This window comes from Serratia sp. CY71090 (assembly GCF_052166845.1).
Taxonomy (GTDB): Bacteria; Pseudomonadota; Gammaproteobacteria; order Enterobacterales; family Enterobacteriaceae; genus Serratia; species Serratia nematodiphila.
Genome location: NZ_JBJNOA010000013.1, coordinates 65017 through 90605 on the forward strand (window position 1 = coordinate 65017; position 25589 = coordinate 90605).

28 protein-coding genes and 2 pseudogenes are annotated in these 25589 nt (G+C 59.1%); 12 read left to right on the forward strand and 18 right to left on the reverse strand.

The window, feature by feature from the left end; translation table 11 throughout:
• Positions 1-186: 186 nt before the first annotated feature.
• Positions 187-1605: a glutamine synthetase family protein gene (locus ACJ8OK_RS20975; RefSeq protein WP_015377637.1), complete on the reverse strand. Its 1419-nt coding sequence runs from the start codon at positions 1603-1605 to the stop codon at positions 187-189.
• A gap of 219 nt (positions 1606-1824) precedes the next feature.
• Here ACJ8OK_RS20975 and puuD point away from each other — a divergent pair, with 219 nt between their 5' ends.
• From puuD to ACJ8OK_RS20995, 4 genes are read left to right on the forward strand one after another with little or no spacing between them, the layout of a single operon-like run.
• Complete coding sequence (gene puuD, locus ACJ8OK_RS20980; protein WP_004941285.1) at positions 1825-2586, forward strand: gamma-glutamyl-gamma-aminobutyrate hydrolase; 762 nt, start codon at positions 1825-1827, stop codon at positions 2584-2586.
• The gene (puuR, locus tag ACJ8OK_RS20985) at positions 2583-3140 is read left to right on the forward strand and encodes an HTH-type transcriptional regulator PuuR (RefSeq protein WP_033638246.1); all 558 of its coding nucleotides are present in this window, start codon (positions 2583-2585) and stop codon (positions 3138-3140) included. The genes puuD and puuR overlap by 4 nt, the downstream gene beginning before the upstream one ends.
• A gap of 15 nt (positions 3141-3155) precedes the next feature.
• Positions 3156-4652, forward strand: a complete 1497-nt coding sequence (gene puuC, locus ACJ8OK_RS20990) for an aldehyde dehydrogenase PuuC (protein WP_374930325.1) — start codon at positions 3156-3158, stop codon at positions 4650-4652.
• A gap of 11 nt (positions 4653-4663) precedes the next feature.
• Complete coding sequence (locus tag ACJ8OK_RS20995; protein ID WP_033633265.1) at positions 4664-5944, forward strand: NAD(P)/FAD-dependent oxidoreductase; 1281 nt, start codon at positions 4664-4666, stop codon at positions 5942-5944.
• Between the two features lie 43 nt (positions 5945-5987).
• Here the strand turns inward: ACJ8OK_RS20995 and ACJ8OK_RS21000 are convergent, their stop codons facing one another.
• Both ACJ8OK_RS21000 and ACJ8OK_RS21005 read right to left on the reverse strand, forming a co-directional pair.
• The gene (locus ACJ8OK_RS21000) at positions 5988-6743 is read right to left on the reverse strand and encodes an SDR family NAD(P)-dependent oxidoreductase (protein WP_033633266.1); all 756 of its coding nucleotides are present in this window, start codon (positions 6741-6743) and stop codon (positions 5988-5990) included.
• Between the two features lie 315 nt (positions 6744-7058).
• A complete protein-coding gene (locus ACJ8OK_RS21005; protein WP_033633267.1) occupies positions 7059-7487 on the reverse strand; it encodes a universal stress protein in 429 nt (142 codons plus the stop codon).
• A gap of 279 nt (positions 7488-7766) precedes the next feature.
• On the opposite strand from ACJ8OK_RS21005, the gene ACJ8OK_RS21010 reads away from it, so the two are divergent.
• Positions 7767-8384 carry a LysE family translocator gene (locus tag ACJ8OK_RS21010; protein WP_033633268.1) on the forward strand — a complete coding sequence of 206 codons (618 nt, stop codon included), beginning with the start codon at positions 7767-7769 and terminating at the stop codon, positions 8382-8384.
• Here the strand turns inward: ACJ8OK_RS21010 and ACJ8OK_RS21015 are convergent.
• The 3 genes from ACJ8OK_RS21015 to ACJ8OK_RS21025 all read right to left on the reverse strand — a co-directional run bounded on the left by ACJ8OK_RS21015 (position 8374) and on the right by ACJ8OK_RS21025 (position 10528).
• Positions 8374-9018, reverse strand: a complete 645-nt coding sequence (locus ACJ8OK_RS21015; protein ID WP_015377630.1) for a Qnr family pentapeptide repeat protein — start codon at positions 9016-9018, stop codon at positions 8374-8376. The genes ACJ8OK_RS21010 and ACJ8OK_RS21015 overlap by 11 nt on opposite strands.
• Before the next feature lie 74 nt (positions 9019-9092).
• Positions 9093-10166 (reverse strand): SMP-30/gluconolactonase/LRE family protein, encoded by a 1074-nt coding sequence (locus ACJ8OK_RS21020; RefSeq protein WP_235363232.1) that lies wholly within the window; start codon positions 10164-10166, stop codon positions 9093-9095.
• Positions 10167-10318: 152 nt separating this feature from the next.
• Complete coding sequence (locus ACJ8OK_RS21025; protein ID WP_004941260.1) at positions 10319-10528, reverse strand: hypothetical protein; 210 nt, start codon at positions 10526-10528, stop codon at positions 10319-10321.
• A 141-nt stretch (positions 10529-10669) separates the two neighbouring features.
• Here ACJ8OK_RS21025 and ACJ8OK_RS21030 point away from each other — a divergent pair, with 141 nt between their 5' ends.
• Positions 10670-11020, forward strand: a complete 351-nt coding sequence (locus ACJ8OK_RS21030) for a GFA family protein (RefSeq protein WP_048323056.1) — start codon at positions 10670-10672, stop codon at positions 11018-11020.
• 13 nt (positions 11021-11033) lie between these two features.
• Here ACJ8OK_RS21030 and ACJ8OK_RS21035 read toward each other — a convergent pair whose 3' ends face one another.
• The 5 genes from ACJ8OK_RS21035 to ACJ8OK_RS21055 form a co-directional block, all read right to left on the reverse strand.
• Positions 11034-12206 (reverse strand): Gfo/Idh/MocA family protein, encoded by a 1173-nt coding sequence (locus ACJ8OK_RS21035; protein ID WP_260953738.1) that lies wholly within the window; start codon positions 12204-12206, stop codon positions 11034-11036.
• A gap of 14 nt (positions 12207-12220) precedes the next feature.
• Positions 12221-13144: a TIM barrel protein gene (locus tag ACJ8OK_RS21040; protein WP_442530976.1), complete on the reverse strand. Its 924-nt coding sequence runs from the start codon at positions 13142-13144 to the stop codon at positions 12221-12223.
• A 186-nt stretch (positions 13145-13330) separates the two neighbouring features.
• Complete coding sequence (locus ACJ8OK_RS21045; protein WP_442530977.1) at positions 13331-14362, reverse strand: LacI family DNA-binding transcriptional regulator; 1032 nt, start codon at positions 14360-14362, stop codon at positions 13331-13333.
• A 72-nt stretch (positions 14363-14434) separates the two neighbouring features.
• On the reverse strand, positions 14435-14851 hold the full coding sequence (locus tag ACJ8OK_RS21050) for a DUF2000 domain-containing protein (protein WP_004941246.1): 417 nt from the start codon (positions 14849-14851) through the stop codon (positions 14435-14437).
• A gap of 98 nt (positions 14852-14949) precedes the next feature.
• A complete protein-coding gene (locus ACJ8OK_RS21055; protein WP_015377624.1) occupies positions 14950-15408 on the reverse strand; it encodes a hypothetical protein in 459 nt (152 codons plus the stop codon).
• Between the two features lie 227 nt (positions 15409-15635).
• Here ACJ8OK_RS21055 and ACJ8OK_RS21060 point away from each other — a divergent pair, with 227 nt between their 5' ends.
• Positions 15636-16844 (forward strand): MFS transporter, encoded by a 1209-nt coding sequence (locus tag ACJ8OK_RS21060; protein ID WP_442530979.1) that lies wholly within the window; start codon positions 15636-15638, stop codon positions 16842-16844.
• Here ACJ8OK_RS21060 and ACJ8OK_RS21065 read toward each other — a convergent pair.
• On the reverse strand, positions 16819-17721 hold the full coding sequence (locus ACJ8OK_RS21065; RefSeq protein ID WP_033633275.1) for a LysR family transcriptional regulator: 903 nt from the start codon (positions 17719-17721) through the stop codon (positions 16819-16821). The two genes, ACJ8OK_RS21060 and ACJ8OK_RS21065, sit on opposite strands and share 26 nt — an antisense overlap.
• Before the next feature lie 122 nt (positions 17722-17843).
• On the opposite strand from ACJ8OK_RS21065, the gene ACJ8OK_RS21070 reads away from it, so the two are divergent.
• Both ACJ8OK_RS21070 and ACJ8OK_RS21075 read left to right on the forward strand, forming a co-directional pair.
• Positions 17844-18584, forward strand: coding sequence for an SDR family NAD(P)-dependent oxidoreductase (locus ACJ8OK_RS21070; RefSeq protein WP_089184505.1), 741 nt, complete (start codon positions 17844-17846; stop codon positions 18582-18584).
• A gap of 17 nt (positions 18585-18601) precedes the next feature.
• Positions 18602-18811: a tautomerase family protein gene (locus ACJ8OK_RS21075; RefSeq protein ID WP_033633277.1), complete on the forward strand. Its 210-nt coding sequence runs from the start codon at positions 18602-18604 to the stop codon at positions 18809-18811.
• An 85-nt stretch (positions 18812-18896) separates the two neighbouring features.
• Here the strand turns inward: ACJ8OK_RS21075 and ACJ8OK_RS21080 are convergent, their stop codons facing one another.
• A complete protein-coding gene (locus tag ACJ8OK_RS21080) occupies positions 18897-19034 on the reverse strand; it encodes a hypothetical protein (RefSeq protein ID WP_004941229.1) in 138 nt (45 codons plus the stop codon).
• 294 nt (positions 19035-19328) lie between these two features.
• On the opposite strand from ACJ8OK_RS21080, the gene ACJ8OK_RS21085 reads away from it, so the two are divergent.
• Positions 19329-20444 (forward strand): AI-2E family transporter, encoded by a 1116-nt coding sequence (locus ACJ8OK_RS21085; protein WP_016928057.1) that lies wholly within the window; start codon positions 19329-19331, stop codon positions 20442-20444.
• 312 nt (positions 20445-20756) lie between these two features.
• On the opposite strand, the pseudogene ACJ8OK_RS21090 reads toward ACJ8OK_RS21085, so the two are convergent.
• A pseudogene (locus ACJ8OK_RS21090) lies at positions 20757-21167 on the reverse strand (GNAT family N-acetyltransferase); the annotation flags it as partial.
• 145 nt (positions 21168-21312) lie between these two features.
• Here ACJ8OK_RS21090 and ACJ8OK_RS21095 point away from each other — a divergent pair.
• Positions 21313-21603 (forward strand): hypothetical protein, encoded by a 291-nt coding sequence (locus tag ACJ8OK_RS21095; protein ID WP_015377616.1) that lies wholly within the window; start codon positions 21313-21315, stop codon positions 21601-21603.
• Positions 21604-21632: 29 nt separating this feature from the next.
• Here ACJ8OK_RS21095 and ACJ8OK_RS21100 read toward each other — a convergent pair whose 3' ends face one another.
• Both ACJ8OK_RS21100 and tolA read right to left on the reverse strand, forming a co-directional pair.
• Positions 21633-22535, reverse strand: coding sequence for an HNH endonuclease (locus tag ACJ8OK_RS21100; protein ID WP_442530981.1), 903 nt, complete (start codon positions 22533-22535; stop codon positions 21633-21635).
• Positions 22536-22683: 148 nt separating this feature from the next.
• Positions 22684-23184 (reverse strand): cell envelope integrity protein TolA, encoded by a 501-nt coding sequence (tolA, locus tag ACJ8OK_RS21105; protein WP_232733357.1) that lies wholly within the window; start codon positions 23182-23184, stop codon positions 22684-22686.
• Between the two features lie 449 nt (positions 23185-23633).
• On the opposite strand from tolA, the gene uspF reads away from it, so the two are divergent.
• Positions 23634-24089, forward strand: coding sequence for a universal stress protein UspF (gene uspF, locus ACJ8OK_RS21110; protein ID WP_033633280.1), 456 nt, complete (start codon positions 23634-23636; stop codon positions 24087-24089).
• 110 nt (positions 24090-24199) lie between these two features.
• On the opposite strand, the pseudogene tnpA reads toward uspF, so the two are convergent.
• Both tnpA and ACJ8OK_RS21120 read right to left on the reverse strand, forming a co-directional pair.
• A pseudogene (gene tnpA, locus ACJ8OK_RS21115) lies at positions 24200-24605 on the reverse strand (IS200/IS605 family transposase).
• Positions 24606-24974: 369 nt separating this feature from the next.
• A complete protein-coding gene (locus ACJ8OK_RS21120) occupies positions 24975-25472 on the reverse strand; it encodes a zinc ribbon domain-containing protein (RefSeq protein WP_442530982.1) in 498 nt (165 codons plus the stop codon).
• Positions 25473-25589: the final 117 nt, after the last annotated feature.

Consider the following 25589-nt stretch of genomic DNA (forward strand, 5'->3'; position numbering starts at 1 on the left):
GGCCCGTAGGCACTGCGGCACAGGCAAACGCCTGCGCATGGGGATGACTGAGTCATGGTTATTTCCTCGTCGGCGTCCTGTACGCCGTGATAGAAGAAATTCTTTACCGCAGCGCGCAGCCTCACCGGCCACAGGAGAGCCGATGAAATGCGCCGGACGCGCGCGGTAGTCGCAGGGTGAGCGGGATCAGGCGTTTTTCAGCATCCACTCGATTTCGGTTTCGGTGATCAGGCGCTCGAACTGCACCAGCTCGTCGGTTTTGCAGGCCAGGTAGACATGGCTGAAGCGTTCGCCCAGCAATGCATTGAGCACCGGCTGATGTTCAAACTCGTACAGCGCGTCGCTCTGGCGGATTGGGAACGGCAGCCCGTCCTGCTCCAGCCCGTTGCCGGTCACCGGCTCAGGCAGCGGCAATGCGGTTTCCAGGCCGTAGACAATGCCGGCCAGAATGGTCGCCATCACCAGATAAGGGTTAGCGTCGGCGCCCGCCACGCGATACTCCACGCGGTGGTTGTCGCGATCGCCGCAGGGAATGCGCAGCGCCACGGTGCGGTTGTTATGCCCCCAGGAAGCCTGGGTCGGCACATACATGCCGGGCTGGAAACGGCGATAGGCGTTGACGTTCGGCGCCAGCAGCGCCATCGAGGACGGCATCAGGGCGATCATGCCCGCCAACGCCTGTTTCAGCAGCGCCGAATCTTCGCCGTCGTCGTCGGCGAACACATTGTCGCCTTGCGCATTCAGCATGCTGATGTGCACGTGCATGCCGCTGCCGGCGTGCTCTTCATACGGTTTGGCCATAAAGGTGGCTTGCATGTTGTGGTTCTCGGCCACCATGCGCACCAACCGTTTCAGCGCCAGCGCATGGTCGCAGGCCTGCAGCACATCATCGGTATGGTGCAGGTTGACTTCGAACTGCCCCGGCGACGCCTCCGCCACCGCGCCGTCCGCCGGAATGCCCTGCAAACGGGCCAGCTCGTCGATTTCGCTCAGCACATCGGCGAAATGGTTCAAGTTATCGACGGAGTACACCTGGCTTTGGGTGTTGCGCTCCTGAGTTCCAGGCGCGCAAGGCGGCTGCAGATAGCCCTCCGCATCGCGTTGACGATCGATGAGATAGAACTCCAACTCTACCGCTACCACGGGGGAAAGCCCGCGCTGACGCAAACGCTGCCACACTCGGTTCAGCACATTGCGCGGTTCAACGTCAAAGGGAGTGCCATCTTCATCCAGCATGGTGAGCAGCACCTGCGCGATATATTGCGGATCCGCCGCCGACGGCGTCAGCGTGCCCGGTACCGGCACGCACACGTGATCCGGCTCGCCCAGCTCCTGCCCCAGCCCGGCCTCTTCTACGACGTTGCCGAGAATATCCATCGCAAATACCGACGCGGGGAAATAACAGCCCTTCTCCAGTTTGTTCAGGCCGCCGACCGGGATGCGTTTGCCGCGGAAGCTGCCGTTCAGATCGGTCAGCAGTACGTCGACATGTTGGGTTAACGGATAACGTTCCAGGTACTTCTTCACTTCGCGCTGGAACGCGCTACTTCGTCTCTCTTCACTGTGCTGAACAAAGTTTTCCACTTCTACGATGTTGGTCTGCATGGTTCACCCGCCGTTTGTGTTTTGCTGTCGTCGATGTTTATTGACCGTCTTGTTCAATATAATGCCCACAAATGAAACGTAGGTGAAACAAATTTGTTTTGCAAGTGTTACTTTTGGTTTGAATATTGCCCAATCGACTGCTAGATTTATAGAATATTGAACGAAATCGGCGGTGGAGAAGCTTATCGTTCATAATTTCGAACGTACCAAGGGGATAGCATGGACAATATATTTAACAGACCAGTCATCGGCGTCGTCATGTGCAGGTATAGGTTAAACGGGCACCTCACACAGACCTTGCAAGAAAAGTACCTGAATGCCGTTATCACCGCCGGCGGCTTACCGATCGCCCTGCCGCACGCGCTGGCGGAACCGGAAATGCTGGCGGAACTGTTGCCGCGCCTCGACGGCATTTTGCTGCCGGGCAGCCCCAGTAATGTGCAGCCGCACCTTTATGGTGAAAACGGCGATGAGCCTGACGCTGATCCTGGCCGAGACGCGTTGAGCCTGGCGCTGCTCCGCCAGGCGTTCGACAGGCGCATTCCCCTTTTCGCCATTTGCCGCGGCATGCAGGAGATGGTGGTCGCCACCCAAGGCACCCTGCATCGCCGCCTGTACGAACTGCCCGAGCTGCTGGAGCATCGTGAAGATCACGACCTGCCGCTGGAACAGCAATACGCCCCCGCCCATGAAGTCATCGTTCAGGAAGGGGGGCTGCTTTCGCAACTGATACCGGATTGCAACAGATTCTGGGTGAACTCGCTGCACGGCCAGGGCGCCAAAACCCTGGGCGCGAGCGTTCGCATCGAGGCGCACGCCGCCGACGGACTGGTGGAGGCAATCAGCGTGCGCGATCAGCCCTTCGCGCTCGGCGTGCAGTGGCACCCGGAGTGGAACAGCGACGAGTACGCCCTGTCGCGCCTGTTGTTTGATGGTTTCATCACCGCCTGTCGGAACTATCAAAAGGAAAAACGCCCATGAGCGACGTCAGCTTGGCACCGGGAAAACGTCTGTCGCAGATCCGTCAACAATTGGGGTTGTCGCAGCGCCGGGTCGCCGAACTGTCTGGGTTAACCCACAGCGCCATCAGTACTATCGAGCAAGATAAGGTCAGCCCGGCCATCAGCACGCTGCAAAAACTGCTGACGGTATACGGTCTGTCGCTGTCGGCGTTTTTCGCCGAGCCGGAAAAACCGGCAGAACCGCAGATCGTGATAGGCAGTGACGATCTGATCGAAATCGGCAGCCAGGGCGTTTCGATGAAGCTGATCCACAACGGCGATCCGAACCGCACGCTGGCAATGATGATCGAGACCTACGAACCGGGCACCACCACTGGCGAGCGCATCAAACACCAAGGGGAAGAGATCGGCACGCTGCTGGAGGGCGAAGTGGTGCTGCAGGTCAACGGCCAGAGCTATCACCTGCTGGCCGGGCAGAGCTACGCCATCAATACCGGCATTCCCCACAGCTTCAGCAACACGTCGGCGCGCATTTGCCGGATTATCAGCGCCCATACGCCGACGACATTCTGATCAACGGAGCCAGGCATGAACTTTCACCATTTGCAGTATTGGCAACAACGGGCGCAGGCCCTGAAGATTGAGCACCAGCTGTTTATCGACGGCCGCTACCAGCCGGCCGCCGCGGGGAAGCGTTTCGCCGTCGAAGATCCCGCCGGCCGCCGTGAGCTGGCCCAGGTCGCGCGCGGTGAAGCCGCCGACATCGATCGGGCGGTCAGCGCGGCGCGCGCCGCCTTTGAACGCGGCGACTGGGCGCAGGCCGCGCCGGCGCAACGCAAAGCCACGCTGCTGCGCTTCGCCGATCTGATGGAGCAGCATCACGAAGAGCTGGCGCTGCTGGAAACGCTGGACACCGGCAAACCGATTCGCCACAGCCTGCGCGACGACGTGCCGGGCGCTATCCGCTGCATCCGCTGGTACGCCGAAGCGATCGATAAGGTGTACGGCGAAATCGCCCCCACCGGCCGCGATGCGCTGGCGCTGATCGAGCGCGAACCGATCGGCGTGGTCGGCGCCATCGTGCCCTGGAACTTCCCGCTGCTGCTGGCCTGCTGGAAACTCGGCCCGGCGCTGGCCGCCGGCAACAGCGTGGTGCTCAAACCCTCCGAAAAATCGCCGCTGAGCGCCATCCTGCTCGGCAAACTGGCGCAACAGGCCGGGTTGCCGGACGGCGTGCTGAACGTGGTGCCCGGCTATGGCCACGACGCCGGCAAGGCGCTGGCGCTGCACCGCGACGTCGATGCCCTCACCTTTACCGGCTCCACCCTGGTGGCGAAACAGCTGATGATTTACGCCGGCGAATCGAACATGAAACGCGTCTGGCTGGAGGCCGGCGGCAAGAGCGCCAACATCGTCTTTGCCGACTGCCCGGATCTGGATCAGGCCGCCCGCAGCGCCGCCGCCGGCATCTTCTATAATCAGGGGCAGGTGTGCATCGCCGGCACTCGCCTGCTGGTCGAGGCGAGCATTCAGCAAGCGTTCCTGCAGGCGCTGCGCAAACATGCGGCGGCCTTCATCCCCGGCGACCCACTCGATCCCGCCACGGTGATGGGCACGCTGATCGACAGCGGCCACTGCGAGAAAGTGGCCGGCTATATCGATCGGGGGCTGAGCCAGGGCGCCGCGCTGTTCCTCGACGGGCGCGACCATCCACAGGGCGAGCACGCCGGCTATCTGGGGCCGACCATCCTCACCCAGGTGGACAATGCCATGAGCGTGGCGCGCGATGAAATCTTCGGCCCGGTGTTGGCGGTGACCGCCTTCGACGACGAGCAACAGGCGCTGCAACTGGCCAACGACAGCGACTACGGCCTCGGCGCCGCGGTCTGGACCCGCGATCTGGCGCGGGCGCACCGCATGGCGCGCCAGCTGAAAGCCGGCACAGTGTTCGTCAACAACTACAACGACGGCGACATGACCGTGCCGTTCGGCGGCTATAAGCAGAGCGGCAACGGCCGCGACAAATCGCTGCATGCGCTGGACAAATTCACCGAATTGAAAACCACCTGGATCTCGCTGGAATAAGGGCTTACATCATGACTGAACACGTAAAAAGCTATTATGCGGCCACGGCCAACGCTCATCAGCCCTATCCGCAACTGAATGAATCGATCGAATGCGACGTCTGCGTGATCGGCGGCGGCTATACCGGCCTCTCCTCCGCGCTGTTCCTGGTGGAAGCCGGTTACGACGTGGTGGTGTTGGAAGCGGCGCGCATCGGTTTCGGCGCCAGCGGCCGCAACGGCGGCCAGTTGGTCAACTCTTACAGCCGCGACATCGATGTGATTGAAGAGCGTTACGGCGCGGAAAGCGCCCGCCTGCTCGGCAGCATGATGTTTGAAGGCGCGGAGATCATTCGCAGCCGCATCAGCCGCTACGCCATCGACTGCGACTACCGCCCCGGCGGCATCTTCGCCGCGCTGAACAACAAGCAGTTTCATGCGCTGATCGAGCAAAAGCGCAACTGGGAGCGCTACGGCAATACCCAGCTCGAGCTGCTCGATGCGGACCGGGTGCGCCAGGAAGTCGCCAGCGATCGCTACGTCGGCGCGCTGCTCGATCACAGCGGCGGCCACATCCATCCGCTCAATCTGGCGCTGGGCGAGGCCGAGGCGATTCGCCTGCAGGGCGGGCGCATCTTCGAGCAATCGGCGGTGACGAACATCCGCCACGGCGAACCGGCGCTCATCAGCACCGCCAACGGCCAGGTGAAGGCGCGCTTCGTCATCGTCGCCGGCAACGCCTACCTGGGCGATAAGCTGGAGCCGCGGCTGGCCAAACGCAGCATGCCGTGCGGCACTCAGGTGGTGACCACCGAACCGCTGGCGCCGGAGATCGCGCAGGCGCTGATCCCGCAGAACTACTGCGTGGAAGACTGCAATTACCTGCTGGATTACTACCGCATCACCGCCGATCATCGCCTGCTGTACGGCGGCGGCGTGGTGTACGGCGCGCGCGATCCGGACGACATCGACAACCTGATCCGGCCAAAGCTGCTGAAGACCTTCCCGCAGCTGAAAGGGGTGCGTATCGACTATCGTTGGACCGGCAACTTCCTGCTGACGCTGTCGCGCATGCCGCAGTTCGGCCGGCTGGAGAATAACGTGTACTACATGCAGGGCTACAGCGGCCACGGCGTGACCTGCACCCATCTGGCGGGCAAGCTGATCGCCGAGCTGATGCGCGGCGACGCCGAACGCTTCGACGCCTTCGCCAAGCTGCCGCACCTGCCGTTCTTCGGCGGGCGCAACCTGCAGATCCCGTTCACCGCCATCGGCGCGGCCTACTACACGCTGCGCGACCGCATCGGCGTCTAAAACAGCAGGCCCGGTCATCCTGACCGGGCCTGTGCGTTAACGCTTAGACGATCTTCGGTTGGCCGTCCGAGGCGGTCGCCCCGCCATCGACCGGAATATTGGCGCCATTGATAAAGCTGGCGTCGTCGCTGGCCAGGAACGCCATCACCGCCGCCACTTCTTCCGGCTCCGCCGCGCGCCCCAGCGCGATGCGCTCATTGAACTTATCGCGGATCTCCTGCGGCCAGCCGTTGGTCATGTTGGTTTTGACCAGGCTCGGGCAGACTGAGTTGATGCGCACGCCGTCACCGCCGTGATCGAGCGCCATGGCGCGCGTCAGGTTGACCACCGCGCCTTTCGCCGCGCAGTAATAGGCCGCGCCCCAGTCACCGCCCAGGCCGGACACCGACGCGGTATTGACGATGCAGCCCTTGGTCTTCAGCAGGTGCGGCAAGGCGAATTTGGAGCAGAACACCACGCCGTCAATATCAACCCCGGCGATGCGACGCCAGTCGTCGACGCTGGTTTCCAGCACGCTGCCCGCCACGTGCACGCCGGCATTGTTCAGCAGGACGTCGATGCGGCCCAGTTTTTCCACCACCTCGTTCATCATTTTTTCAACCGCGACGTGATCGGACACATCGATATGCACCGCCATCGCCCGGCCCTTCGGCAGCGAAGCGGCGACCTTGTCCACCGCTTCCTTGGCCCAGTCGGCCAGCACCACAATGGCGCCCTCGGCGGAGAAACGCCGCGCCGCCGCTTCCCCCATGCCATTGCCCGCACCAGTGATAACCACGACTTTATTGTCAAAACGCATGAGACCTCCTCCATGTGAACGTATTTATATAAGTCATACAAATCTCATTACCCCGAGGATAAGACGCCTCTTCGCGGAGAGCCAGTCAAAACGTGCGGTTTATTAACCAAAAAGAGGTATGGCAGTGATTTCAATGCGCTGGATTAACCTTTATCGGATTTTGGCCAACATATTGATGGAGAAAATAAAATTCCAGGCAGTCACTATTTTTCGTGCGGATTGTCAGCAAGCGAAATTATTGCAGGTATGCGGTTATCTTCACCCAGAGATAAGCGATGCGAATGGAAAACGGCAGCCGCCCGCAGGCGGCCGCGACTATTTTTTCTCGATGGGAACAACCAGCAGATCAACGTTCAGCTCGTTGATCGCCTGACGCGCCGAAGAGACCAGTCGGCTCCAGACATCATGATGATGGCCGAAAATCACCAGATCGAACCCTTTTTCCTTCGCCACCCGATTCAGCTCTTCCGTCAACGCGCCGCGGCTGACGATCACCTCTTCCACCGGATACGACGACTGCCCTTTGATCGCATTGAGCATATTCTTCACCCGCTCCGAAAAGGTGCGATCGGTGTAGTTGTAATCGCCCACGCCCAGATCGACGTAATAGCCGGCGCGGTGGATGTCGATATAGATCAGGGAAAGTTTGGCATTGAGCGCGGCGGCCAGTCTGGCGCCCTTGCCCAGCAGGAACTCGGCGTCTTCGCTGAGATCCGTGGCGACAACGATATGCCGGTAAGCCATGATGGCGGCCCTCCTCGTCAGATCCGTAAACAGGATGGCGCTCCTTGCCGCATGTTTCTTATGCATCTTAAGTTTAGCCCAGCGCCGGTTCCCTCGCCTGCCCCCTCGGCAAACGGTCGACGAGCGCCATCGCCTCGGTGTCCCAGACATTCACCGGAATGTGCCGCATGCGTAATTCTTCCCGGCCGTCATCGGAGCGGCGGCGCGATCGGTCGGGTGGATTCTGTGCGGGATTCGTTATAAAACTAACGGTACTCTTGTTGTAACAGGCAATCTTCCATGATCGATATGTCCGCCGTACTCGCCGTTTTCACCGTGTATATTGTCGGCGTAGTGATCCCCGGCCCCAATTTCGTCGCTGTCGCTCACAAAGCCGTTTCAGCACGCCGGACAGAGGCGTTTGCCTTGGTGGCCGGCATCGTGCTGGTCAATCTGTTCTGGGCGAGCAGCGCCCTTCTTGGCATCGGCGTGGTTTTCGCCCTGTTCCCCTGGTTGGCTATGGCGATTAAAATCGCCGGCGCCGGCTATTTAATGTGGTTCGGCTATCGGCTTATCGCCCAGGCGGCGCCCTCTTCCGGCACCCCTGCGGCCACCGGAAAAAGCGGTTTTCGCGCCGCCTTTCTACAGGGTATCGCCACCAACATCGCCAACCCCAAATCCATTGCGTTTTACGCCGCCGTCTTCTCATCAGCGGCGCCCAGCCATGTTTCTACACCGACTTTCCTCGCCATGCTGCTGGAGGTCGCGGTGATAGCCAGCTTGTGGTACGGGCTGGTGGCGCTGGTATTGTCGCACGCGCCTGTCGCCGGCGCCTACCGCCGCAGCAAGGCTTGGATCGATCGCGCCTGCGGCACCTTGATCATCGCACTGGGACTGCGGCAGTTGCTCAGCCGATGATCGCGATCCCCAGCCGCTCCAGCAGTTGAGCGGCCTGGTGACTGTCCATTTTAACGCCCTGCAGATCGGTGGTGCGTAAATCCAACTCGCCCAGTTCCGCGTTGCTCAAATCACATTGGGTGACATCGGCGGCGCGCCAGTCGAAACCGGAGAATTCGCCGCCGGACAGATCGGAACCGCTGAAACTGGCGCCGAGCACCTGCGCCCCGTGCCAGCGGTTTTCCCACAGCTCGCATTTCTCCAGCACCACCTTGGCGAAGTTGGCATAGCTCAGGTTGCTTTTGGTGATATAGGCGCTGCAAAACCAGGTGCGGCTGGTGATCATGTTCATAAAGCTGGCGCCGCGAAAATCGGCGCCCTGCGCGCGGCATTCGCGGATCTCCACCCCCAGCGCGCTGGCATGGCGGAAATCGGCCATCGACAAATCGCAGCTTCTGAAGCTGGCGTCTTTCAGGATCGCGCGGCTGAAATTACCGCCCTGTCGGCTGTCGCGATCGTAAAACTGGCAGCCGATAAACTCGGTGCCGGTCAAATCGGCGCCCGAAAAATCGCACAGCATAAAGCTGCCGTTTTCAATTTTTTCGCCGGTAAAGCGGTTACGGTCAATCTTTTCACCCTTCAACATCAGACTCATCGCAGCACACCTGTTTATTTATACAGTATGTGCGCATTTAATCCTATTCCGGCGCGGTTGGCAATCGCCGTCGATCAGCGGCCATCCGCTGCGGCCGGTTCGAACGCCACCTTGACGATACTGAACGTCTTGGTACTTTCCGCCTGAGCGACGTCGGCAAACAGCCGGGGGTAACGGGAGTTGACGACCCACACCTCGCCATCGCGCAGCGCGGCGCCGGTCGGCCCATCCAATCCCGGCGGTGCGGCGACCGCGGCGATACGCGCACTCGCCCAGCCGTCGGTCGAGGAGAGCAGCGTCACGTCACCGGACATGCTCCCCTTTTCACCCGGAAAAGACTGTACGATCACCAATTCATGGGCGTTTTTGAGCCGCAACCCGTCCGGCCCTTTTAAGCGTTGCGGCAACCTGATTGCACTTACCGCAGGCGCGTTATCCAGCGTCACCTTCCACAGCAGCCCGCGGGTGTAGTCCGCCGCAATCAGGAAGCCGTCCGGGTGATACACGACGCCATTGAGATAGGGCCGCGTGCCCTGCGCAGCGGCGGGTGCGTCTGCCGGCATCAAGCGCGCTGAACGCACCAAAATCGACACCTGGCGCGTTGCCCGATCAATCTTGTAAATCTGCGGCTGGAAGCTGTCGGTGACGTAGATATTGCCCTGCGCGTCGAGCGTCAGATCGTTGGCCAGCGTCGGCCCATGGCTTAGCGATGAGAGGTCGTACGTCTGCTGCAGCACGCCGGTATCGAGACTGAACTCCAGCACCTGCGCCACGCGATTGCGCGTGCCGGCGGCAGAGTTGCGGGACACGCCCACGTCTTCGTTGCACACCAGCACCCGGTTGCGTTCGGCGTCCACCAGCATGCCGGAGGTGGTGATAAGCCCCTTGCCGGTGGAAAACCGCCGATAGCGGCCATCCGGGTAGACCAGGCCAAGCTGCCCGCCGCGCAGGGAGGAGATCAGGAACGCACCGGCGCGTGCATTCCAGGCGATGCCCTCAGGGTAGGCGCCGGCGGGGTCCGGTGAAAACTCGATGCGTTGCGTGGCCTGCGCCTGCATAACGCCGCAGAGCAACAGCGCAGCGCCGGCCAACTGGGTGACGCGTCGGCAGCGCGGCAATAAGAAAGAAAAGAAGCTGAAGCGGAACATGAGCATGACCCTGATGAGGACTCGGATCGCTAGAGTAGGATCGCGCCGTTCACGGCACCAGCCGGGAAAAAGGCAATGCGCCACTAAAAAAATCGCAGTAATCGGCGCAAAAAAAACCGCCCGAGACGGGCGGTTGACGTGACGGCGAACCGTTACTTCAGGGCTTCCTGAATGGCGTCGGCCATCGGGCCGATGTGCTTTTCTGCCGCCTTAAGCTGGAAGTCCACGCCGTTGCCGTCGTTGGTATCCGACAGCGTGGCCTTGATCAGTTCCAGCGCCGCCTGCACCGCCACCAGCCGTTTGTGCTGTTCGTCCGTGACCGGTTCAGCGCCCATATTGGCCGGATAGTAATGTTCTAACATCGCGATCTCCTTTTGATGACGTTAACCTCTAACCTACCAGAAAACCGTGCATTTACTAAGGAAACCAGGCCCGGCACGGCCGAATGACGATAAATTGCACTATACTGGGCAAACACTCTCCCCTGTTACAGGATCATCGCCATGTCATTCCAGGGAAGCTGCCACTGCGGCGCCGTCACCTTCACCGTCGACGCCGAACTGCCCACCGAAGCCCTCAGCTGCAACTGTTCGATTTGCCGCCGCAAAGGCCTGCTGCTGTCTTTCTTTCCCATCAGCGCGTTCACGCTCAGCAGCGGCCAAGACCGGCTCAGCACCTACACCTTCAATCAGCACAAGATCCGCCATCAGTTTTGCCGGACCTGCGGCGCCCAGCCCTTCGCCTACGGCACTGCGCCTGACGGCGCCGCGATGTGCGCCGTCAATCTGCGCTGCGTGCCGGACGTCGTGCTGGATGCGTTGCAGATCCATGCCTACGACGGCGCCAGCGTCTGAGCGAATCGCGCGCTCAGTCGAAGGCGACCCAGCCGGCGTCGGTTTCGGCGGATTGCACGCAGCGCGCCACCCACTTCACGCCCAGCGCGCCGGCCTGCACGTCCGGGTACCAGAAGTCGGCCAGGAAGGCCGCGTCGCGCCGATCGGTGGCGTCCATCGCCAGCGCGAAGCGGCGGTAGAGATTCGACCAGGCTTCAAACAGCCCCTCCGCATGGCCGCCGCCGATGCGATCGTCCGCCAGCGCCGACGCGGCGAGATACGGCATGCCGCGCTCCAAGATCCGCACCGGCTCGCCCTGCACTTCGAAGCGCAGCTGATTGGGTTGTTCATCCCACCACTCCAGGCTGGCCTTTTCACCAACAATGCGTACCTTTTGGCCGTGCATCGAACCGCAGTTGACCGCCGAAGCCCACACGGAGCCGACGGCGCCGTTGTGATACTCCATCAGCACATAGGCGTTGTCCTCCAACGGCGCGCGCGACGGCACAAAGCTTTGTCGGCTGCAGATCAGCCGCCGGATCTTCAGCTGCGGCGCCATGGTTTCCGCCAGGAACAGCGTGTGGGTCGCCAGATCGCCCAGCACATAGCTGGGGCCGACAAAGCGCGGATCGACCCGCCAGCGAGTGCTGGGATTATCCTGCTCCACCGGCGCGGCGTGAAAGCCGTGGGCGAACTGCATATTCACCAGCCGAATTTCCCCCAGCCGGCCATCGGCAATCATCTGCCGCGCCTGCAAAATCATCTGGTGCCCGGCATAGCCGTAGGTCACGCCGATGACTTTGCGCTGCCGCTCGCACAGCGCCGCCAGCGCCTGTGCCTCTTCGTCGCTGAAACACAGCGGCTTCTCGCACACCACGTGCAATCCCGCCTCCAGCGCCGCCCGGCAAATGGCGTAATGGGTGTTGTTCGGCGTGGCGATCGAGACCGCTTCGATGCCGTCCGCCCGCGCGGCTTCGGCGCGGAACATCTCGGCATAATCCGCATAACAGCGCTCCGCCGCCACGCCCAGACTCCGGCCAAAATCACGCCCGCGTTCGGCGTCAATGTCGAACGCGCCGGCCAACAGAGTAAACGCGCCGTCGCGCAAGGCCGCCGAACGGTGGATGTAACCGATCTGGCTGGTGCCGCCGCCGCCGACCATGCCCCAGCGCAACGATCTCGCCAAAGGTTTGCTGCCGTTGATCATCGTGTTTCTCCTGATTAAAAGCCGAGGCCGCGCAAGTAGCGCAAGCTGGCGGTGACGTCCTGCAGGCTGCCCTGCACATTGCGCGGATCGCGCTCCTGCTCGATAGTGATCCAGCCCCGGTATCCGCACTCGGCCAACAGCGCACGCAGCTGCGGATAATCGATCGCCCCGCTGCCCAACGGGCACATGACGCCCTCGGCGCAGGCGGTGAAGAAATCGACACCGCGCGCCAGCACCTCGCGGAACACCTGCGGATCGACGTCTTTGAAGTGCAGATAATCGAGGCGATCAAAGTGCTTGCTCAGCCAGGCAGCCGGGTCCAGCCCGGCGTAATACAGATGGCCGGTATCCAGGCACAATCCGGCGGTGTGATGCGGAATATCCGCCGCCAACCGGTCGATTTCGTCGGCGAACTCGATGCAGCCGCCGGCGTGCGGATGCACCACCGGCCGCACGCCGTATTCCCGCCAGGCCAGTTCGCTGATGCGCGTAATGTGCCCGATCATCCTCTGCCACTCCGCCTGCGACAAACGCGGCGCTAAATCTGAACGCCCGGCGAATCTGGCGCGTTGCGGATTGCCGAAATCGATAATCACCAGGAACGGCGGCGCGGCGCGATCGCCCTCGGTCGGCACCGCCCTGGGCGCCCGCGAGAGGTTGCGGCAAATCCGATGCGTCAGATCCAGCAGGCGCTCCATGTTGGCCTCGCTGACCAGATCGTCAAAAATCGTGCCGGCCACCAGCGACAGGCGATGCTGCTCCAGCGCGGCGCACAGCGCCTCGCTCTGCGTCGGCAGATAGCCCCACGGCCCCAGCTCGATGCTGCGGTAGCCGGCCGCCGACGCTTCTTGCAGAACCGTGGCGCAGGGCGGCAAATGGGGGTTGTTCGGATCATCCACGCCCCAACTGCAGGGCGCATTGGCGATAGGCAAAGTCATGGCGACGGCTCCTTTTTTGCAGGGAATGCCGGCAGTATCAAACGAAAATTCCAAAACCATCAATAATGAAAATTTTATTTTTTGATAGAGATCGCGCTATTTTTGATAAAATATTTGATGGTTTTTAATCAAATATAGGCGGAGCCTGGCTGCGCTCTGACCTCGGCAAACACCACTCATCGGCCGTCAGAGGTTTTCTTTGGTGATCACATCGAAGCGATTAATGATGTGGCGTAATCCCGGTTGTTCATCGGCGGCGAGTAACGTCTCGACGATCGTGGCGGCCAATTCGGGAATGCGGTGGCACAGCAGCAGATCCACCGTGCCGTCGAGCAGCGCCATTTCACCGCCCTGCACCGGGCCGTGGCACACCAGCGTAATGTCATGCTGCCGGCCGCTCTCTCGCAACGCCTGAATAATGCCTTCCACACCGCCGCTCGGCGCGTACAGCGCCGCCAGTTCCGGGTGGTTCGCCAGCAGTTCACGCGTGACCCGTCGCGCCGTTTCCGCGTCCTCGAGGCTGCGCACCGGTTCCAGCACACGCTGGCCGCTCATCTGCTCACGCAGGTAGGAGCGAAAACCGATCTCACAGGCCTCCTGACACGTAAAACGGTTGTCGCCGATGATCACGCCGACGTCGCCCTGCCGCCGGCACAGACGATCCACCGCCCAACCGGCGGTGCGGCCCGCTTTTTGATTATCCAGACCGATGTAGCCGGCGCGGCTGGGCACCGATAAATCCGACAGCAGCGCGAAAACGTTGATGCCCGCCTGGGCGGCTTCGTCTACGGCATAGTGGATCAGGGGGTGATCCAGCGCCAGCACGCCGATCGCTTCCACCTGGCGGCTCAATTGGCTAATGGCGGCTGCGGTGTCGCCGATGGCATTGAGAGAGTGGAAAATGAACTGCGGCGGCTGACCCGGCTCATGATACGGCGCCGCTTGCGCCATCAGTTCATCAGCCAGTTGCGCATAGAAAGAGTGCTCGCGCCGCAGCAGGATGAACCCCATTCTCAGGCGGCGTTCCGGCCTGCCCAGCACCGCCGACAGGCAGTGGGACTTTTCCAGCGCGAACCCCAACTTTTTCGCCGCCTCAATCACCCGGCGCTGGGTGACGGGCCGCACCGACGCGCGTTGGTTGATCACCCGATCGACGGTGGCGATGCCGACCCGCGCCTCTCTGGCGATGGCCGCCATGGTGGTTTTCTTGCCGCTCATGTTCATCTCCATCAACGATTTGATGGGAAAATATCATAGCCGTTGCCGCCCCTGATGTGATGCCGTTCGCGATTAACGGTAGACGGAGAACTTCTTGGTCAGCGGCTTAAGCTGCTCGGTGTCACCGTAGAGCGCCACCGCCACGAAATCCAACTGCTCGTAAGGGGTATTGGCGGTGTCGGCGATCTGCTGCTCGGCGGAGTGCGACAGCATGGTGGTGGTGAAGAAGTTGGACAGCACGCCCTCCTCCTTGCATTTGAGGATCAGGTTGCTGAGCTGGCTGCTGTTTTTAGCCTGCAGGATCACGATCGGGTAGTGGCTCATATTGGCGCTGACGCCGTCGAGGCTGCTCGGATAGTGGTGAAACTCGCGCTGCTCGATAAGATCGGTGATGCCCGCCGTCAGATGGCAGGAGGCGTTAAACAGCGTGGCCGGTTCGTGATTGCGGTTGAGGATGATATAAAACTTTTTCTCGTTGTCGCTGTACATACTCTTCTCCTTGAATAGACAGCCAGTTTTACCCAACCGGCGCACGGTTTCAAGGCGCGATAAGGGGCCGCGTCCGGCCCCGTGATAGCACTGCCGGCTCAGACCGCGCCTTCGCCAGGCCCCAGCGGCTGGGCCACCTGATGCAGCACGGTGATGTTCTGCAAAATAGTGCCGCCGTCGATCGGTTTCATCTGGCCGTCGCGATCTTTATAGTGCGTCGGCTTGGCGCCGTGGAAGAACAGCCCGGCGTTGACCTGCACGCCCAGATAGCCCGCGCTGGCCGGCAGGCGCTGCACGTCGGTCCAGGGGTTGGAAACCGGCACATACTGGAAGCCTGCGCTGGTCTTGGCATACAGCGGGCGCAGCAGCGTGACAAAGGCCATCATCGGCGACAGCGCCTCTGTAAAGATCTGCACCGGCCGATCGACCGTCATCAAGAAACCCTGCGGCTGCTCCTCAACCGTGTCGAGGCTCAGGCTGCTGCTGATATCATCGCCCCGGCCGCCATAGCTCCATTCAATGGCCGGCGCCCTACTCTCGTTCATCATCTCTGACATACACTGCTCCTTATAAAGTGAATTCAACACGCCTGCTGCGTGCCGGAACAGTAAACCGCTGCAGGGGGCGAGCGTCCACGCCGGGCGGCACGCTGGCGCACCAAACAACGAGGCGCGCAAATTAAAGCTCGAAATGAATAATTTCCCCACGTGACAGCGCAGCATTTGAACGACTTCTGTCGTAGCGCAGACGCATAGTGAGGGCGTTACCGCCACTGGAGAGTGTTATGACTGCGATTAGACCGGACGCCATCGACCGCATTTCCCCCGCCGCCACGCCCTGGCTGGCCGTCATCAACGTGCTGTTCGCCGGCATCGCCGCGGCGCTGCACGTGGGCAAGGCCACCATCGCGCTGCCGGCGCTGCAGGCCGAGTTCGGCCGCTCGCTGGAGGCGCTCAGCTGGGTCATTTCGGCCTTTCCCTTCGTCGGAGTGTTCGGCGGCATCGCCGCCGGGCTGCTGGTGCGCCGCTGGGGCGACCGGCGCCTGCTGGCGTTCGGGCTGCTGATCATCAGCGCCGCCAGCTTCGCCGGCGCCACGCTGCACAACTTCAGCGGGCTGATCGTCAGCCGCTTTGTCGAAGGCCTCGGCTTCGTGATCGTAGTGGTTGCCTCGCCGGCGGTGCTGAACCGCATCGTCGCCCCGGCGCAGCGCAACCTGGTGTTCGGCATCTGGAGCACCTTCATGCCGGCGGGCATCGCCATTTCACTGTTTTTCGGCCCGCATCTCGCCGGCTGGCAACAGAGCTGGCAGGCCGGTGCGGCGTTGACGCTGCTGGCCGCCCTGCTGCTGCCGCTGACCACGTCCCGCCGCGCCGCCAAGGCGCACGTTCCGCCGTTGCCGCTGCGACAAGCGCTGGGCGCGATGCTGCGGGCGCGCCAGCCGCTGTTGCTGGCGCTGATGTTCACCGCTTACAACCTGCAGTTTTTCTCGGTAATGACCTTTTTGCCGATCTTTCTGATGCAGCGCATCGGCCTGTCGCTGGCGGCCGCCGGCGGCATCAGCGCGGCGGCGGTGGCGGCCAACATCATCGGCAACCTCGCCGCCGGCGTGCTGCTGTCGCGCGGGCTACCCGCCAAAACGCTGCTCGCCGCCACCAGCCTGTTGATCGGGGTCTTCGGCGTCGGCATTTTCCTGCCGATGACGCCCAACGGCTTGCTGATCCCGCTGTGTTTCCTGTTCTGCGCCATCGCCGGCATACTGCCCGCCACCATTCTGGCCGCCACGCCGGCGGCGACGCCGGAACCGACGCTGCTGCCGCTGAGCCTCGGGCTGGTGATGCAGGGAAACTACCTCGGCCAGGTGATCGGCCCGGTCGCGCTGAGCGCCATCGTGGCCGCAGCCGGCTGGGCGGCCCCGGCGTGGCTGGTGCTGGCGGCGGCGGTGTCTGGAGCGGTATTGGCGCTGGCGGCTACGCTTGCGTCAGGAAATCGATGAATTTCCGCACCTTCAGCGGGACAAAGCGCGCATAGGGGTAAAGCAGGATGAAGGGACGCGAGGCGCCGGCGTAATCTTTCAATACCTCGACCAGCGCCCCGCTGCTCAACTCTTGTTCTACGGTAAAGCGATACACCTGCATCAGTCCGGCGCCGCTTTTCACCAGCGTCAGCGTAGCGAGGTAATCTTCCTGGCAAAGCCAGCGCCCGGCAGTATCCACGTTGCTGTTTTCGCCCTGAACCTTAAACGTCCAGGCGGTTTTTCTGCCGGTGCTGGGCAACGCATACTGAATGCAATCATGCCGGGCCAGATCCGCCGGCGTGAGCGGCGCAGGGTGGCGTTGCAAATAGCCCGGCGTCGCCACCACGATCAGTTCAGCCTCCTCCAGACGCCGCGCCACCAGGCCGGAGTCGTTCAGCTCGCTGCCGCGAATGGCGACGTCGAATTTATCTTCGGAGAAATCGATATTCTGATTGCTGACGTGCAGATTCAGCTTGAGATCGGGATAGCGTTGCGCAAACTCGGGCAAACGCGGCAACAGCCTAAAATGCGCGTACAGCGTCGGCGCGCTGATGCTGAGCGTGCCCACCGGTTTGTCCCGTTCGCCGGAAATGCTCGCCTCGGCCTCCATCAGCTGGCTCAGCGCCCGGCGACATTCCAGGTAATAACGCTGGCCGGCATCCGTGACGCGCATCTGGCGCGTGGTGCGGATAAACAGCTTCGCCTGCAATCGCGTCTCCAGGCGCGCGACCGAGCGGCTGACCGCCGCAGGGGTTATCCCGGCGGCATTGGCCGCTGCGGTGAAGCTGCCGGTTTCTACCGTCAGGCAAAACAGCTCAATGCTGCCCACCTGAACGTCGTCAAAATGGCGTTGCATGTCTCTCCCTGCCAATTCATTACATAAGGTATAAATTAAAGTTCTTTCCCCCTCATTTTTCAATCATCAGGTATGGATTACCGTTCACGTACGATCAATCCCTATCCTGTCGAGGAGAGAAAATGAGCAAAGTAAAAACGGTCATCGTCACGGGCGCATCGAGCGGCTTGGGCTTCGCCATCGCGCAAGCCTACCTGGCGCGCGGCTATCAGGTTGTCGCAAACGCCCGTTCGCTTGAACGGCTGCAGGCGGCGGCGGACAAACTCGGCCGCCCGGCCAATCTGCTGCTGGCGCCGGGAGACATTGCGCTGCCGGAAACCGCCGAACGGTTGTTCAGCCTGGCGATACAGGCTTTTGGTCAGGTAGATATTCTCATCAATAACGCCGGTATATTTATCGCCAAGCCGATCGCCGACTATACGCCGGAGGAGGTCGACGCGATGGTGGCAACCAATCTGAAAGGCTTCTTCTACCCGGCGCAGGCCGCCGCCCGGCATATGCAGCAACGCGGCGCCGGCCACATCGTCGCCATCACCGCGTCGATCGCCATGCAGCCCAACAGCAAAGTGCCCGCTTTGCTGCCGGTGCTGATTAAAGGCGGCCTTAACCACGCCGTGCGCGAGCTGGCATTGGAGTTAGCGCCGCACAACGTGATGGTCAACGCCGTGGCGCCCGGCATCATCGCCACGCCGATGCATCAAAATGATGAACAGAGCCTGACGCAGATGCGGCAACTGGCGCCAACCGGCCGCGTCGGCCAGCCGCAGGACATCGTCGATGCGGTGCTGTATCTGACCGATGCCAATTTCGTTACCGGCGCGGCGCTCGCGGTTGACGGCGGCGCCACCGCCGGCGTCTGGTGAAACCGGGGAGAAACGCCATGCCATACGTCAACATTAAAGTGACCGACGAAGGGGTCAGCGCCGCGCAAAAGCGCATGCTGATCGAAGGAGCCACCACGCTGCTGGAGCGGGTGCTGAATAAGCCACGCCACACCACTTTCGTGGTGATTGACGAGGTAGCCACCGACAACTGGGGCGTCGGCGGAGAGAGCGTCACCGCCCTGCGCGCCAAAGAACGAGGCGAATGACGGGTGATTTATTCTGGGGATCCAGTGTCGTAGGGTACAGCCGCTAGTTATCGTTATCGGGTCTGCGTGGTGAGATCAATCACGCTCAGCGCGAAGGATAAGGCCAGTGATGGTCCAGACCCGATAATGACAAGGCGCCGGTCGCGGCAAGATAAACCAGCACGCCGGCGAAAGCGATCAGCAGCACCTTTTCGATAACGGCAAGTCGTTTGTGTTCAGTCATTTGCATACTCCTTCGTGGTATCGGGCGAACGGCCGCCCTCCTAAAAACTAGGAAAGCCTGGCGCAGGCGGCAAGCGCGGCTCACAAAATGAAACACAATCGATAAATTTTGTTAATTATTTAGCCCTCTTTATTTTCTCACGCCGCCGCCTGTTCACCGTGCGGCGCCCGCCTTGCCCTTAATAACCCTATGGAATACGCCACTAAAAATCCCCTACCGGTTAAGCAAAGGTGATGATAGTGTTGTTTTCATTCAATTCATCTATGCTGAAAATTCATCTTTTGAGGGACGACTATGATGTCTAAAGGCATTTCCAAGGGATTCTTTATTCTGATCCTGTTCATCGTTACCGCCGCTTTTCTCGACGTGCTGGGGCCTTATTACTCCTCGGTGCTGTGGGCGGTTATTCTGGCGGTGATTTTCCATCCGGTGAAAAAGAAGTTGAAGCAGTACGTCGGCGAACGCAACGGCGTGGTGTCGCTGCTGACGGTGGCGCTGATTTGCCTGATCGTGTTCACGCCGTTGGCGATCATCGCCTCGTCGCTGGCGATGGAATTCAACGTGATCTACACCAAGCTGCAGACCAACAACAGCCAATTGCCGACCATGCTGGCGGACTTTATGCGCCACCTGCCCGGCTGGGCGCAGCGCTTCCTGGCGGAGCATAACCTCAACAGCGCCGCCGAGATCCAAAAGCAGCTTTCCGAGGTGGCGCTCAAAGGCGGGCAATATCTGGCGGGCAGCGTGTTCCTGATCGGCAAGGGCACCTTCAACTTCGTCGTCGGCTTCGGCGTGATGCTCTATCTGCTGTTCTTCCTGCTGAAAGACGGCCCCTATCTGGTGAACCTGGCGCTCGAAGCGCTGCCGCTCTCCCAGCACGTGAAACACCACCTGTTCGTGAAGTTCGCCGCCGTTTCCCGCGCCACCGTCAAGGGCACGGTGGTGGTCGCCGTGGTGCAAGGCGCGCTCGGCGGGCTGGCGTTTTACTTTACCGGCATCGACGGCAGCCTGCTGTGGGGCGCGCTGATGGCATTCCTGTCGATCATCCCGGCCGTGGGCTCCGCCATCATCTGGGTGCCGGCGGTGATCTACTTCTTCGCCACCGGCATGCTGTGGAAAGGTATCTTCCTGGTGGTGTTCTTCGTGGTGGTGATCGGCCTGGTGGACAACATCCTGCGCCCGCTGCTGGTGGGCAAAGACACCAAAATGCCGGACTACCTGATCCTGATCTCCACCCTGGGCGGCATGGAGATCTACGGCATCAACGGCTTCGTCATCGGCCCCTTGATCGCCGCGCTGTTCATCGCCTGCTGGAACATCCTGTCCGGCCGCGACAGCGAGGAGAACATCGAAGAGATCGACGAAGAATTTATCGAGGAAGGCAAAAACCATCCCGATGCGGTGGAGTAAACCTCCCGCAGCGAATCACGCAGGGGCTCGTTTGGGCCCCTTTTTTTGTCTGTGGTATCCTTGCCAGGCTCACAAGGAAGAACGGGTTTCGTTATGCTTATTTTCTACGCCACGCTGGCCCTCGCCTTCACCCTGCTGTGCCTGCTGGCCCTTATCTCTTGCGCTTACCAGCTTTCGAAGCACGGCGACGTCAAATTTTTGGCCTCGCTTTCGGTGCTGATCTTCGCGCTGCTGGCCTTCTATGCCGCTTATGGCTACGTCAGCACCTGGCTGCAACAGCAGGCGGTCGATGTCCGGTTGTATTAGCGCAGCGGGATAAAAAAAGACCTGCTCCGGATCGCCGTCATCGAGATTGTCAATCTGGCCGCTGGCGACAAATCCGGCGTTCAGCAGCCGCCGCTGCATCGGCAGGTTGGAACGATTGGTGGAAGTGAACAGCTTCGGGTGTCGGCAATGGGACTTCAATGCCGTAATCAACGCCTGCCCGACGCCCCGGCGGCGATAGCGCTCGCCGACCATCAGCATCTCGATAAAGCCACAGCCGAAGAAGTGATAGTGCAATACGCCATAGCCCATCACCACGCCCTGTTCCTCGGCAAGATAGCAATCCCCCTGCCCGCACCAGGCGCGGATCTGCGCCGCGCGCTGCGGTTCGTGTTCGGCGACGCTGTCGAGGGCGATCAGGGCTGCGACATCGCTGTCAGTGGCCTGGCGAACAAACATGTTTTAATCCTCATGCTGATGGATACGGCGACACCGCTTCAACGAAACGGCAACCGAAGCGGGATAATTTTTACATCCCCGCCGAATTTTGTAATCCTATTATAGAGTTACTAAAACACACGCCAAGGAAGGAAAGCTTTTCCCGATGAGCATACCGCAAATACCCGCCGCCCTGCTGTTTACCCTGCTGCTGGCGGGCTGCCAGTTCCACAAAACCGTGTTCCCGCCGCCGTATATCGGCACCCCGCAAGAGATCAGCACCTACGAAGTGAAAGGGCTGACGTTCGTCACCACCGTCACCTTCAGCGGCCTGTTCGCCGAAGATCTGGTGCGCGAATACGCACAGAAACATCACTATCGCTACTATGTGGTCACGATGCGCAGCAACGGTTTTAAAGACCGAAGCGAGCGCGTGAGCGCGATGATGTATCGGTAAGAGCCCCGGTCCTGATTTGCAAACCTGCATCAGGGTTCTACTTCAAAACCCCATCTCGCTCGATGCCGCCGCAGGTAAGCTCTGTTCTTTTCAGACAACCCGCTAATGTTCGCATCCAGCGGGATCTTTAACTCATCTAACAAGCTGCTCTTCGTCTGTGGATACAGCAGACGTCCATCATCGGCAAAACTAATCGTGCCGCGATCGAACAGCTTGTCCAGATTGGGGATTAACGGCAGACCATTGTGCGGATCCACTTTCTCTTCTGGGGTCGCAATCGACCAGGCAACGATGTGAGAGGCAATGAGAATGGACGGCTCAGCAATCCCCGTGACGGCGCACCGATTTCCCCACCGCTTAAACATTTTATCGCGATAGGGACCATGCCCAATCCGCGCCTGAATCACCCTTTCTTGCTCACCACCGACCTCTCTGGTGATTTCGACGGTATCCGCATGGAGGTTGATAGAGAGATTTTCCGAGATAAAACCGGCGATCAACGCGGCTGCCGGCGCGGGGATCTCGCACATATAGTTTTCGGTGCATCCGCCTTTCTTATTAAAAACGCGCGGAAGGCAAGCCTGGTTGTGCATGCGTATGAACGCCTGATTAAAAAGGGAAACATCAATAGGGAGTTCAAGACGCGTCAGTTCCAAATCGACTTGGGTACCCGCAATATGCGGCGGTCCCGCGACCCGATGCTCAGGCCGCGGTGCAGAGTAAGCATCGCGTACCGCTGTCGCCACGCCGATAATCTTCCTACCTTTGTGGCAAAAAATCAGGTCACCCTCTTTGACTTTTTTGACCGTTTCCCACCCGGCAGGTTTAAACATGTTCCCAGTCTTATTTATTCCATATTGCGGCGCCCATAGGAATTCGCCCTTCAAAACTTCCGCGACGCTGCCACCGATGCTGACCCAGAAAAAACGCATGGCCACTCTTTTATAATCAGGAGTTTTAAGGGTTATCGTCACCATTCATCAAGGGCTTTAGTGATTTTCACCCATTAACGCAGGGTGACGGCAATAAAAAATCCCGGCCTTGACCGGGATAGCGTTGCACGGAAACAGCGTTGTTTATTCACTGCGGGCGAAATTCCAACGTGCTGCTTTTGACCGCTTCGTAAACCGCGGCCGTTGGCGGCTTAGGCAGACGCGCATTGGCGATTGCTTTGATCGCGGCCTGGCAAAGTTCCGGTTCCCCTTGTTCAGCCCGAATGCTGATCAGCATACCGTCCGGCGCCAGCTTGATGCTCAATGTGCAACGCTTGCCTGAGTAGGCTTCGGCATCTTTCAAATGGCTTTGAATCGCGGCCTGCAACTGGGCGATATAGTGTTCTTTCTCTTTTCCCGGCGCCGGCTTCTTTGGGTCGCCAAGGTTGGTGAAAAGATCGTCAACCTCTTTATTTACCGGATCGGTTTGGCTGGGGGCCGTGCTCTTGGCGCACCCCGTTAATGCCAGCGCGGTCATCGCCGCCAATACTGTGGCAACGCCGGTTTTATAGCCTGAATGCGTTCTTTTCATATCCCTGTCCTTATGGATAATTCTCAGTAGTGAAATCAGTTGACGCGGGCCACGCAAAGAGCCCCGGCCAATACGTTATACAGGATCAATATACACCGCAACTGACCTTAAAACTTTCTCCAGGGGCTGTGAAGTCCGTCACTACACTAGCAGTGACGCACCAATTTTTGACAGAATAACGTATGAATAGACAGCGGCGGCATACACGTTTTCACTCATCCTTTGTAAGCACTACACATAAATTTCAACACGGTCTTTTGGCTCACAATGCTGAGATAAACCGGCTCGCTGGATGCCATGTTCACGAACACCCAGCTGGTTACGCCGTCACATGCCTTTAACGGCCAGATCAGCCGCTTCTAATCGATTGCCATAACAACGGTTTCCGCATACTTTCCCTGTTGGCGGTCAATTTCTTTGGTTCTGCCATACCGATCGCCGTTTTCTCGGCGTCAAGCAGCTATAATCCAAAAAGTGGAGTTTTTTGAAAACGATAAGGAGGGAGTATGTACAAAACTATTTTGGTTCCCGTGGATATTACCGAGCCGGAATTAACACAGCAGGTCATCCCGCATGTCAACGCGCTCGCCAGGCTCGAAGACTCCCACGTCCATTTCCTGGCGGTGATCCCGTCGCGCGCCACCTATGCCGCTTTCGGCTTTGCCGCCACGGCGGCGATAGAAACCAAAGACGAAATCATTGCGGTAGCAACCGAGGGGCTGGCAAAAGCGGCCAAAGAATTCAGCGTGCCTGAAGATAGAGTGACCACGCACGTTGCCGTCGGCGATCCTAAAGATCAGATCCTGGAGCTCGCCGATGCGCTCAACGCGGAGATTATCGTGATGGGTTCCAACCGCCCTTCTGCCATCACTTATCTCCTCGGCTCCAATGCCACCGCCGTCGTCCGCCACGCCAATTGCCCGGTGCTGGTGGTGCGTGAATCGGCTAACGCCGCGCGGTGATCTTGTCCGATACCTTGTGCATTCGGACAGTAGACAGTCAAAGACCACCTCCTGAGGAGGTGGCTTTACATGAAGCCCCTTAAAAGGGGGCAATATTCGAGTTAATCCTGCTACAATTCCATCTGCTGTTCGATCTCCTGGTCTCTTTCATCCTGATGCTTTACGTATCTCTGATAATTTCCTCGTTTATCCTTACCGTATTCCCTTGCCCCAAAATGGTTGCCTCACAGCTTCTTGCGTATGTGCGGAAAACGACTGTAAAGGCGGATTGCACTGCATCCTTTTAGGACGTCCATCAACGTATAAGTCGATAACTTCGGTGGGACAAATGCTCGTGAGTTGGTGAATATTTAGCTCCAAAACCTCACAGACCTTCATGTTGCAGAGGATGGAAATTGTTCAATAGAGCTCTTTCCCCACCTTGTCGCAAAGTATTTGAAGTCGATACTTCGGCGTCCAGACTTGGTGGTATTTGCAACGACAGAACACATGTGATGAACTCTTGTATAAACCCATATTGGTAATTTCCAGCTTACTAGTGGTGAGTAAGCTGGAATATACCGGCATGGGTTTCCTTCAGACTATAGCCTCCCAAGAATAATTGCCCCCCAGCTTTCCAGCATAAATTTTTGTAAATCAGGTAGAATTGCAGCAAGGGCTTTTAATGTTTAAATTGGACTTCCGGAGAATAAACGGTAAACTCTCCCAGCCCCCGTTTTCAGAACACCTTAGAGGCAAATTCATTTAATTTCAGGAATCTTAAAAGGCATACTCGCCCCATAAAAAAACCGCGCATGGCGCGGCTTTCTTGACGAATAAGTTTTATTTAGCAAGCCAGTATTTTAACCTTTTTACAAACTCATCTTGAACAGCTTTAGGGAGTTTTTATTTAATGTATGTGATATCTGATTGATGCTCACCAAAAATATAAGAATCACGACTTGAATTTGATATTGATTTGATTTTATTAGCTAATTTCATCACCTCACTGTCATTTAGTGTTGAACTATCATCTTCTGATAGCAATAAATTATGATCAAATCCATAAAATGAGAACTTGTTTTCTTTCTGTACTTTCAACTGAACCGATACATCACTACCGCAATGCTTGCATTTTATTGCTTCAGGATTTATTTCTTCAGCACAGAACGGGCATTTTACATATACATTGGTTGCCTTAGACGACGATTTCCCAAAGATGATCATCAAAATGGCGCAAATAGAAATAACTGATGATATCAGCAAGTGATTCTGTTTAGATGCGATCAAACCAATGTTATTGACACGTTCACCATACCCAGTAAAAACATAGGTGTCCATGTTAAAAGCTATCAGCAGCCAAACGACACCTACTGCCAGCAATAAAAAACCAAACTCTCTCATTTAATCCTTTTCCTATAGAATAATAATCCCCTTTAATGTTAACAGTTGAAGTCAAGAAGTTCACCCGTTAAAACGCAAAATCGTGATTGTTCGTTCCTGCCAATATCACTCGTAAGG

Coding starts and splice junctions, on each gene's coding strand:
- ACJ8OK_RS20975 (WP_015377637.1), bottom strand. CDS start 1,605: ATGCAGACCAACATCGTAGAAGTGGAAAACTTTGTTCAGCACAGTGAA.
- ACJ8OK_RS21075 (WP_033633277.1), top strand. CDS start 18,602: ATGCCATACGTCAACATTAAAGTGACCGACGAAGGGGTCAGCGCCGCG.
- ACJ8OK_RS21065 (WP_033633275.1), bottom strand. CDS start 17,721: ATGCAACGCCATTTTGACGACGTTCAGGTGGGCAGCATTGAGCTGTTT.
- ACJ8OK_RS21055 (WP_015377624.1), bottom strand. CDS start 15,408: ATGTCAGAGATGATGAACGAGAGTAGGGCGCCGGCCATTGAATGGAGC.
- ACJ8OK_RS21070 (WP_089184505.1), top strand. CDS start 17,844: ATGAGCAAAGTAAAAACGGTCATCGTCACGGGCGCATCGAGCGGCTTG.
- ACJ8OK_RS21020 (WP_235363232.1), bottom strand. CDS start 10,166: ATGTTCCGCTTCAGCTTCTTTTCTTTCTTATTGCCGCGCTGCCGACGC.
- ACJ8OK_RS20995 (WP_033633265.1), top strand. CDS start 4,664: ATGACTGAACACGTAAAAAGCTATTATGCGGCCACGGCCAACGCTCAT.
- puuD (WP_004941285.1), top strand. CDS start 1,825: ATGGACAATATATTTAACAGACCAGTCATCGGCGTCGTCATGTGCAGG.
- puuC (WP_374930325.1), top strand. CDS start 3,156: ATGAACTTTCACCATTTGCAGTATTGGCAACAACGGGCGCAGGCCCTG.
- ACJ8OK_RS21045 (WP_442530977.1), bottom strand. CDS start 14,362: ATGAGCGGCAAGAAAACCACCATGGCGGCCATCGCCAGAGAGGCGCGG.
- ACJ8OK_RS21120 (WP_442530982.1), bottom strand. CDS start 25,472: ATGAGAGAGTTTGGTTTTTTATTGCTGGCAGTAGGTGTCGTTTGGCTG.
- ACJ8OK_RS21100 (WP_442530981.1), bottom strand. CDS start 22,535: ATGCGTTTTTTCTGGGTCAGCATCGGTGGCAGCGTCGCGGAAGTTTTG.
- ACJ8OK_RS21000 (WP_033633266.1), bottom strand. CDS start 6,743: ATGCGTTTTGACAATAAAGTCGTGGTTATCACTGGTGCGGGCAATGGC.
- ACJ8OK_RS21080 (WP_004941229.1), bottom strand. CDS start 19,034: ATGACTGAACACAAACGACTTGCCGTTATCGAAAAGGTGCTGCTGATC.
- ACJ8OK_RS21025 (WP_004941260.1), bottom strand. CDS start 10,528: ATGTTAGAACATTACTATCCGGCCAATATGGGCGCTGAACCGGTCACG.
- ACJ8OK_RS21095 (WP_015377616.1), top strand. CDS start 21,313: ATGAGCATACCGCAAATACCCGCCGCCCTGCTGTTTACCCTGCTGCTG.
- ACJ8OK_RS21040 (WP_442530976.1), bottom strand. CDS start 13,144: ATGACTTTGCCTATCGCCAATGCGCCCTGCAGTTGGGGCGTGGATGAT.
- ACJ8OK_RS21005 (WP_033633267.1), bottom strand. CDS start 7,487: ATGGCTTACCGGCATATCGTTGTCGCCACGGATCTCAGCGAAGACGCC.
- ACJ8OK_RS21050 (WP_004941246.1), bottom strand. CDS start 14,851: ATGTACAGCGACAACGAGAAAAAGTTTTATATCATCCTCAACCGCAAT.
- ACJ8OK_RS21015 (WP_015377630.1), bottom strand. CDS start 9,018: ATGAGTCTGATGTTGAAGGGTGAAAAGATTGACCGTAACCGCTTTACC.
- puuR (WP_033638246.1), top strand. CDS start 2,583: ATGAGCGACGTCAGCTTGGCACCGGGAAAACGTCTGTCGCAGATCCGT.
- ACJ8OK_RS21035 (WP_260953738.1), bottom strand. CDS start 12,206: ATGATCAACGGCAGCAAACCTTTGGCGAGATCGTTGCGCTGGGGCATG.
- ACJ8OK_RS21060 (WP_442530979.1), top strand. CDS start 15,636: ATGACTGCGATTAGACCGGACGCCATCGACCGCATTTCCCCCGCCGCC.
- ACJ8OK_RS21030 (WP_048323056.1), top strand. CDS start 10,670: ATGTCATTCCAGGGAAGCTGCCACTGCGGCGCCGTCACCTTCACCGTC.
- ACJ8OK_RS21010 (WP_033633268.1), top strand. CDS start 7,767: ATGATCGATATGTCCGCCGTACTCGCCGTTTTCACCGTGTATATTGTC.
- uspF (WP_033633280.1), top strand. CDS start 23,634: ATGTACAAAACTATTTTGGTTCCCGTGGATATTACCGAGCCGGAATTA.
- ACJ8OK_RS21085 (WP_016928057.1), top strand. CDS start 19,329: ATGATGTCTAAAGGCATTTCCAAGGGATTCTTTATTCTGATCCTGTTC.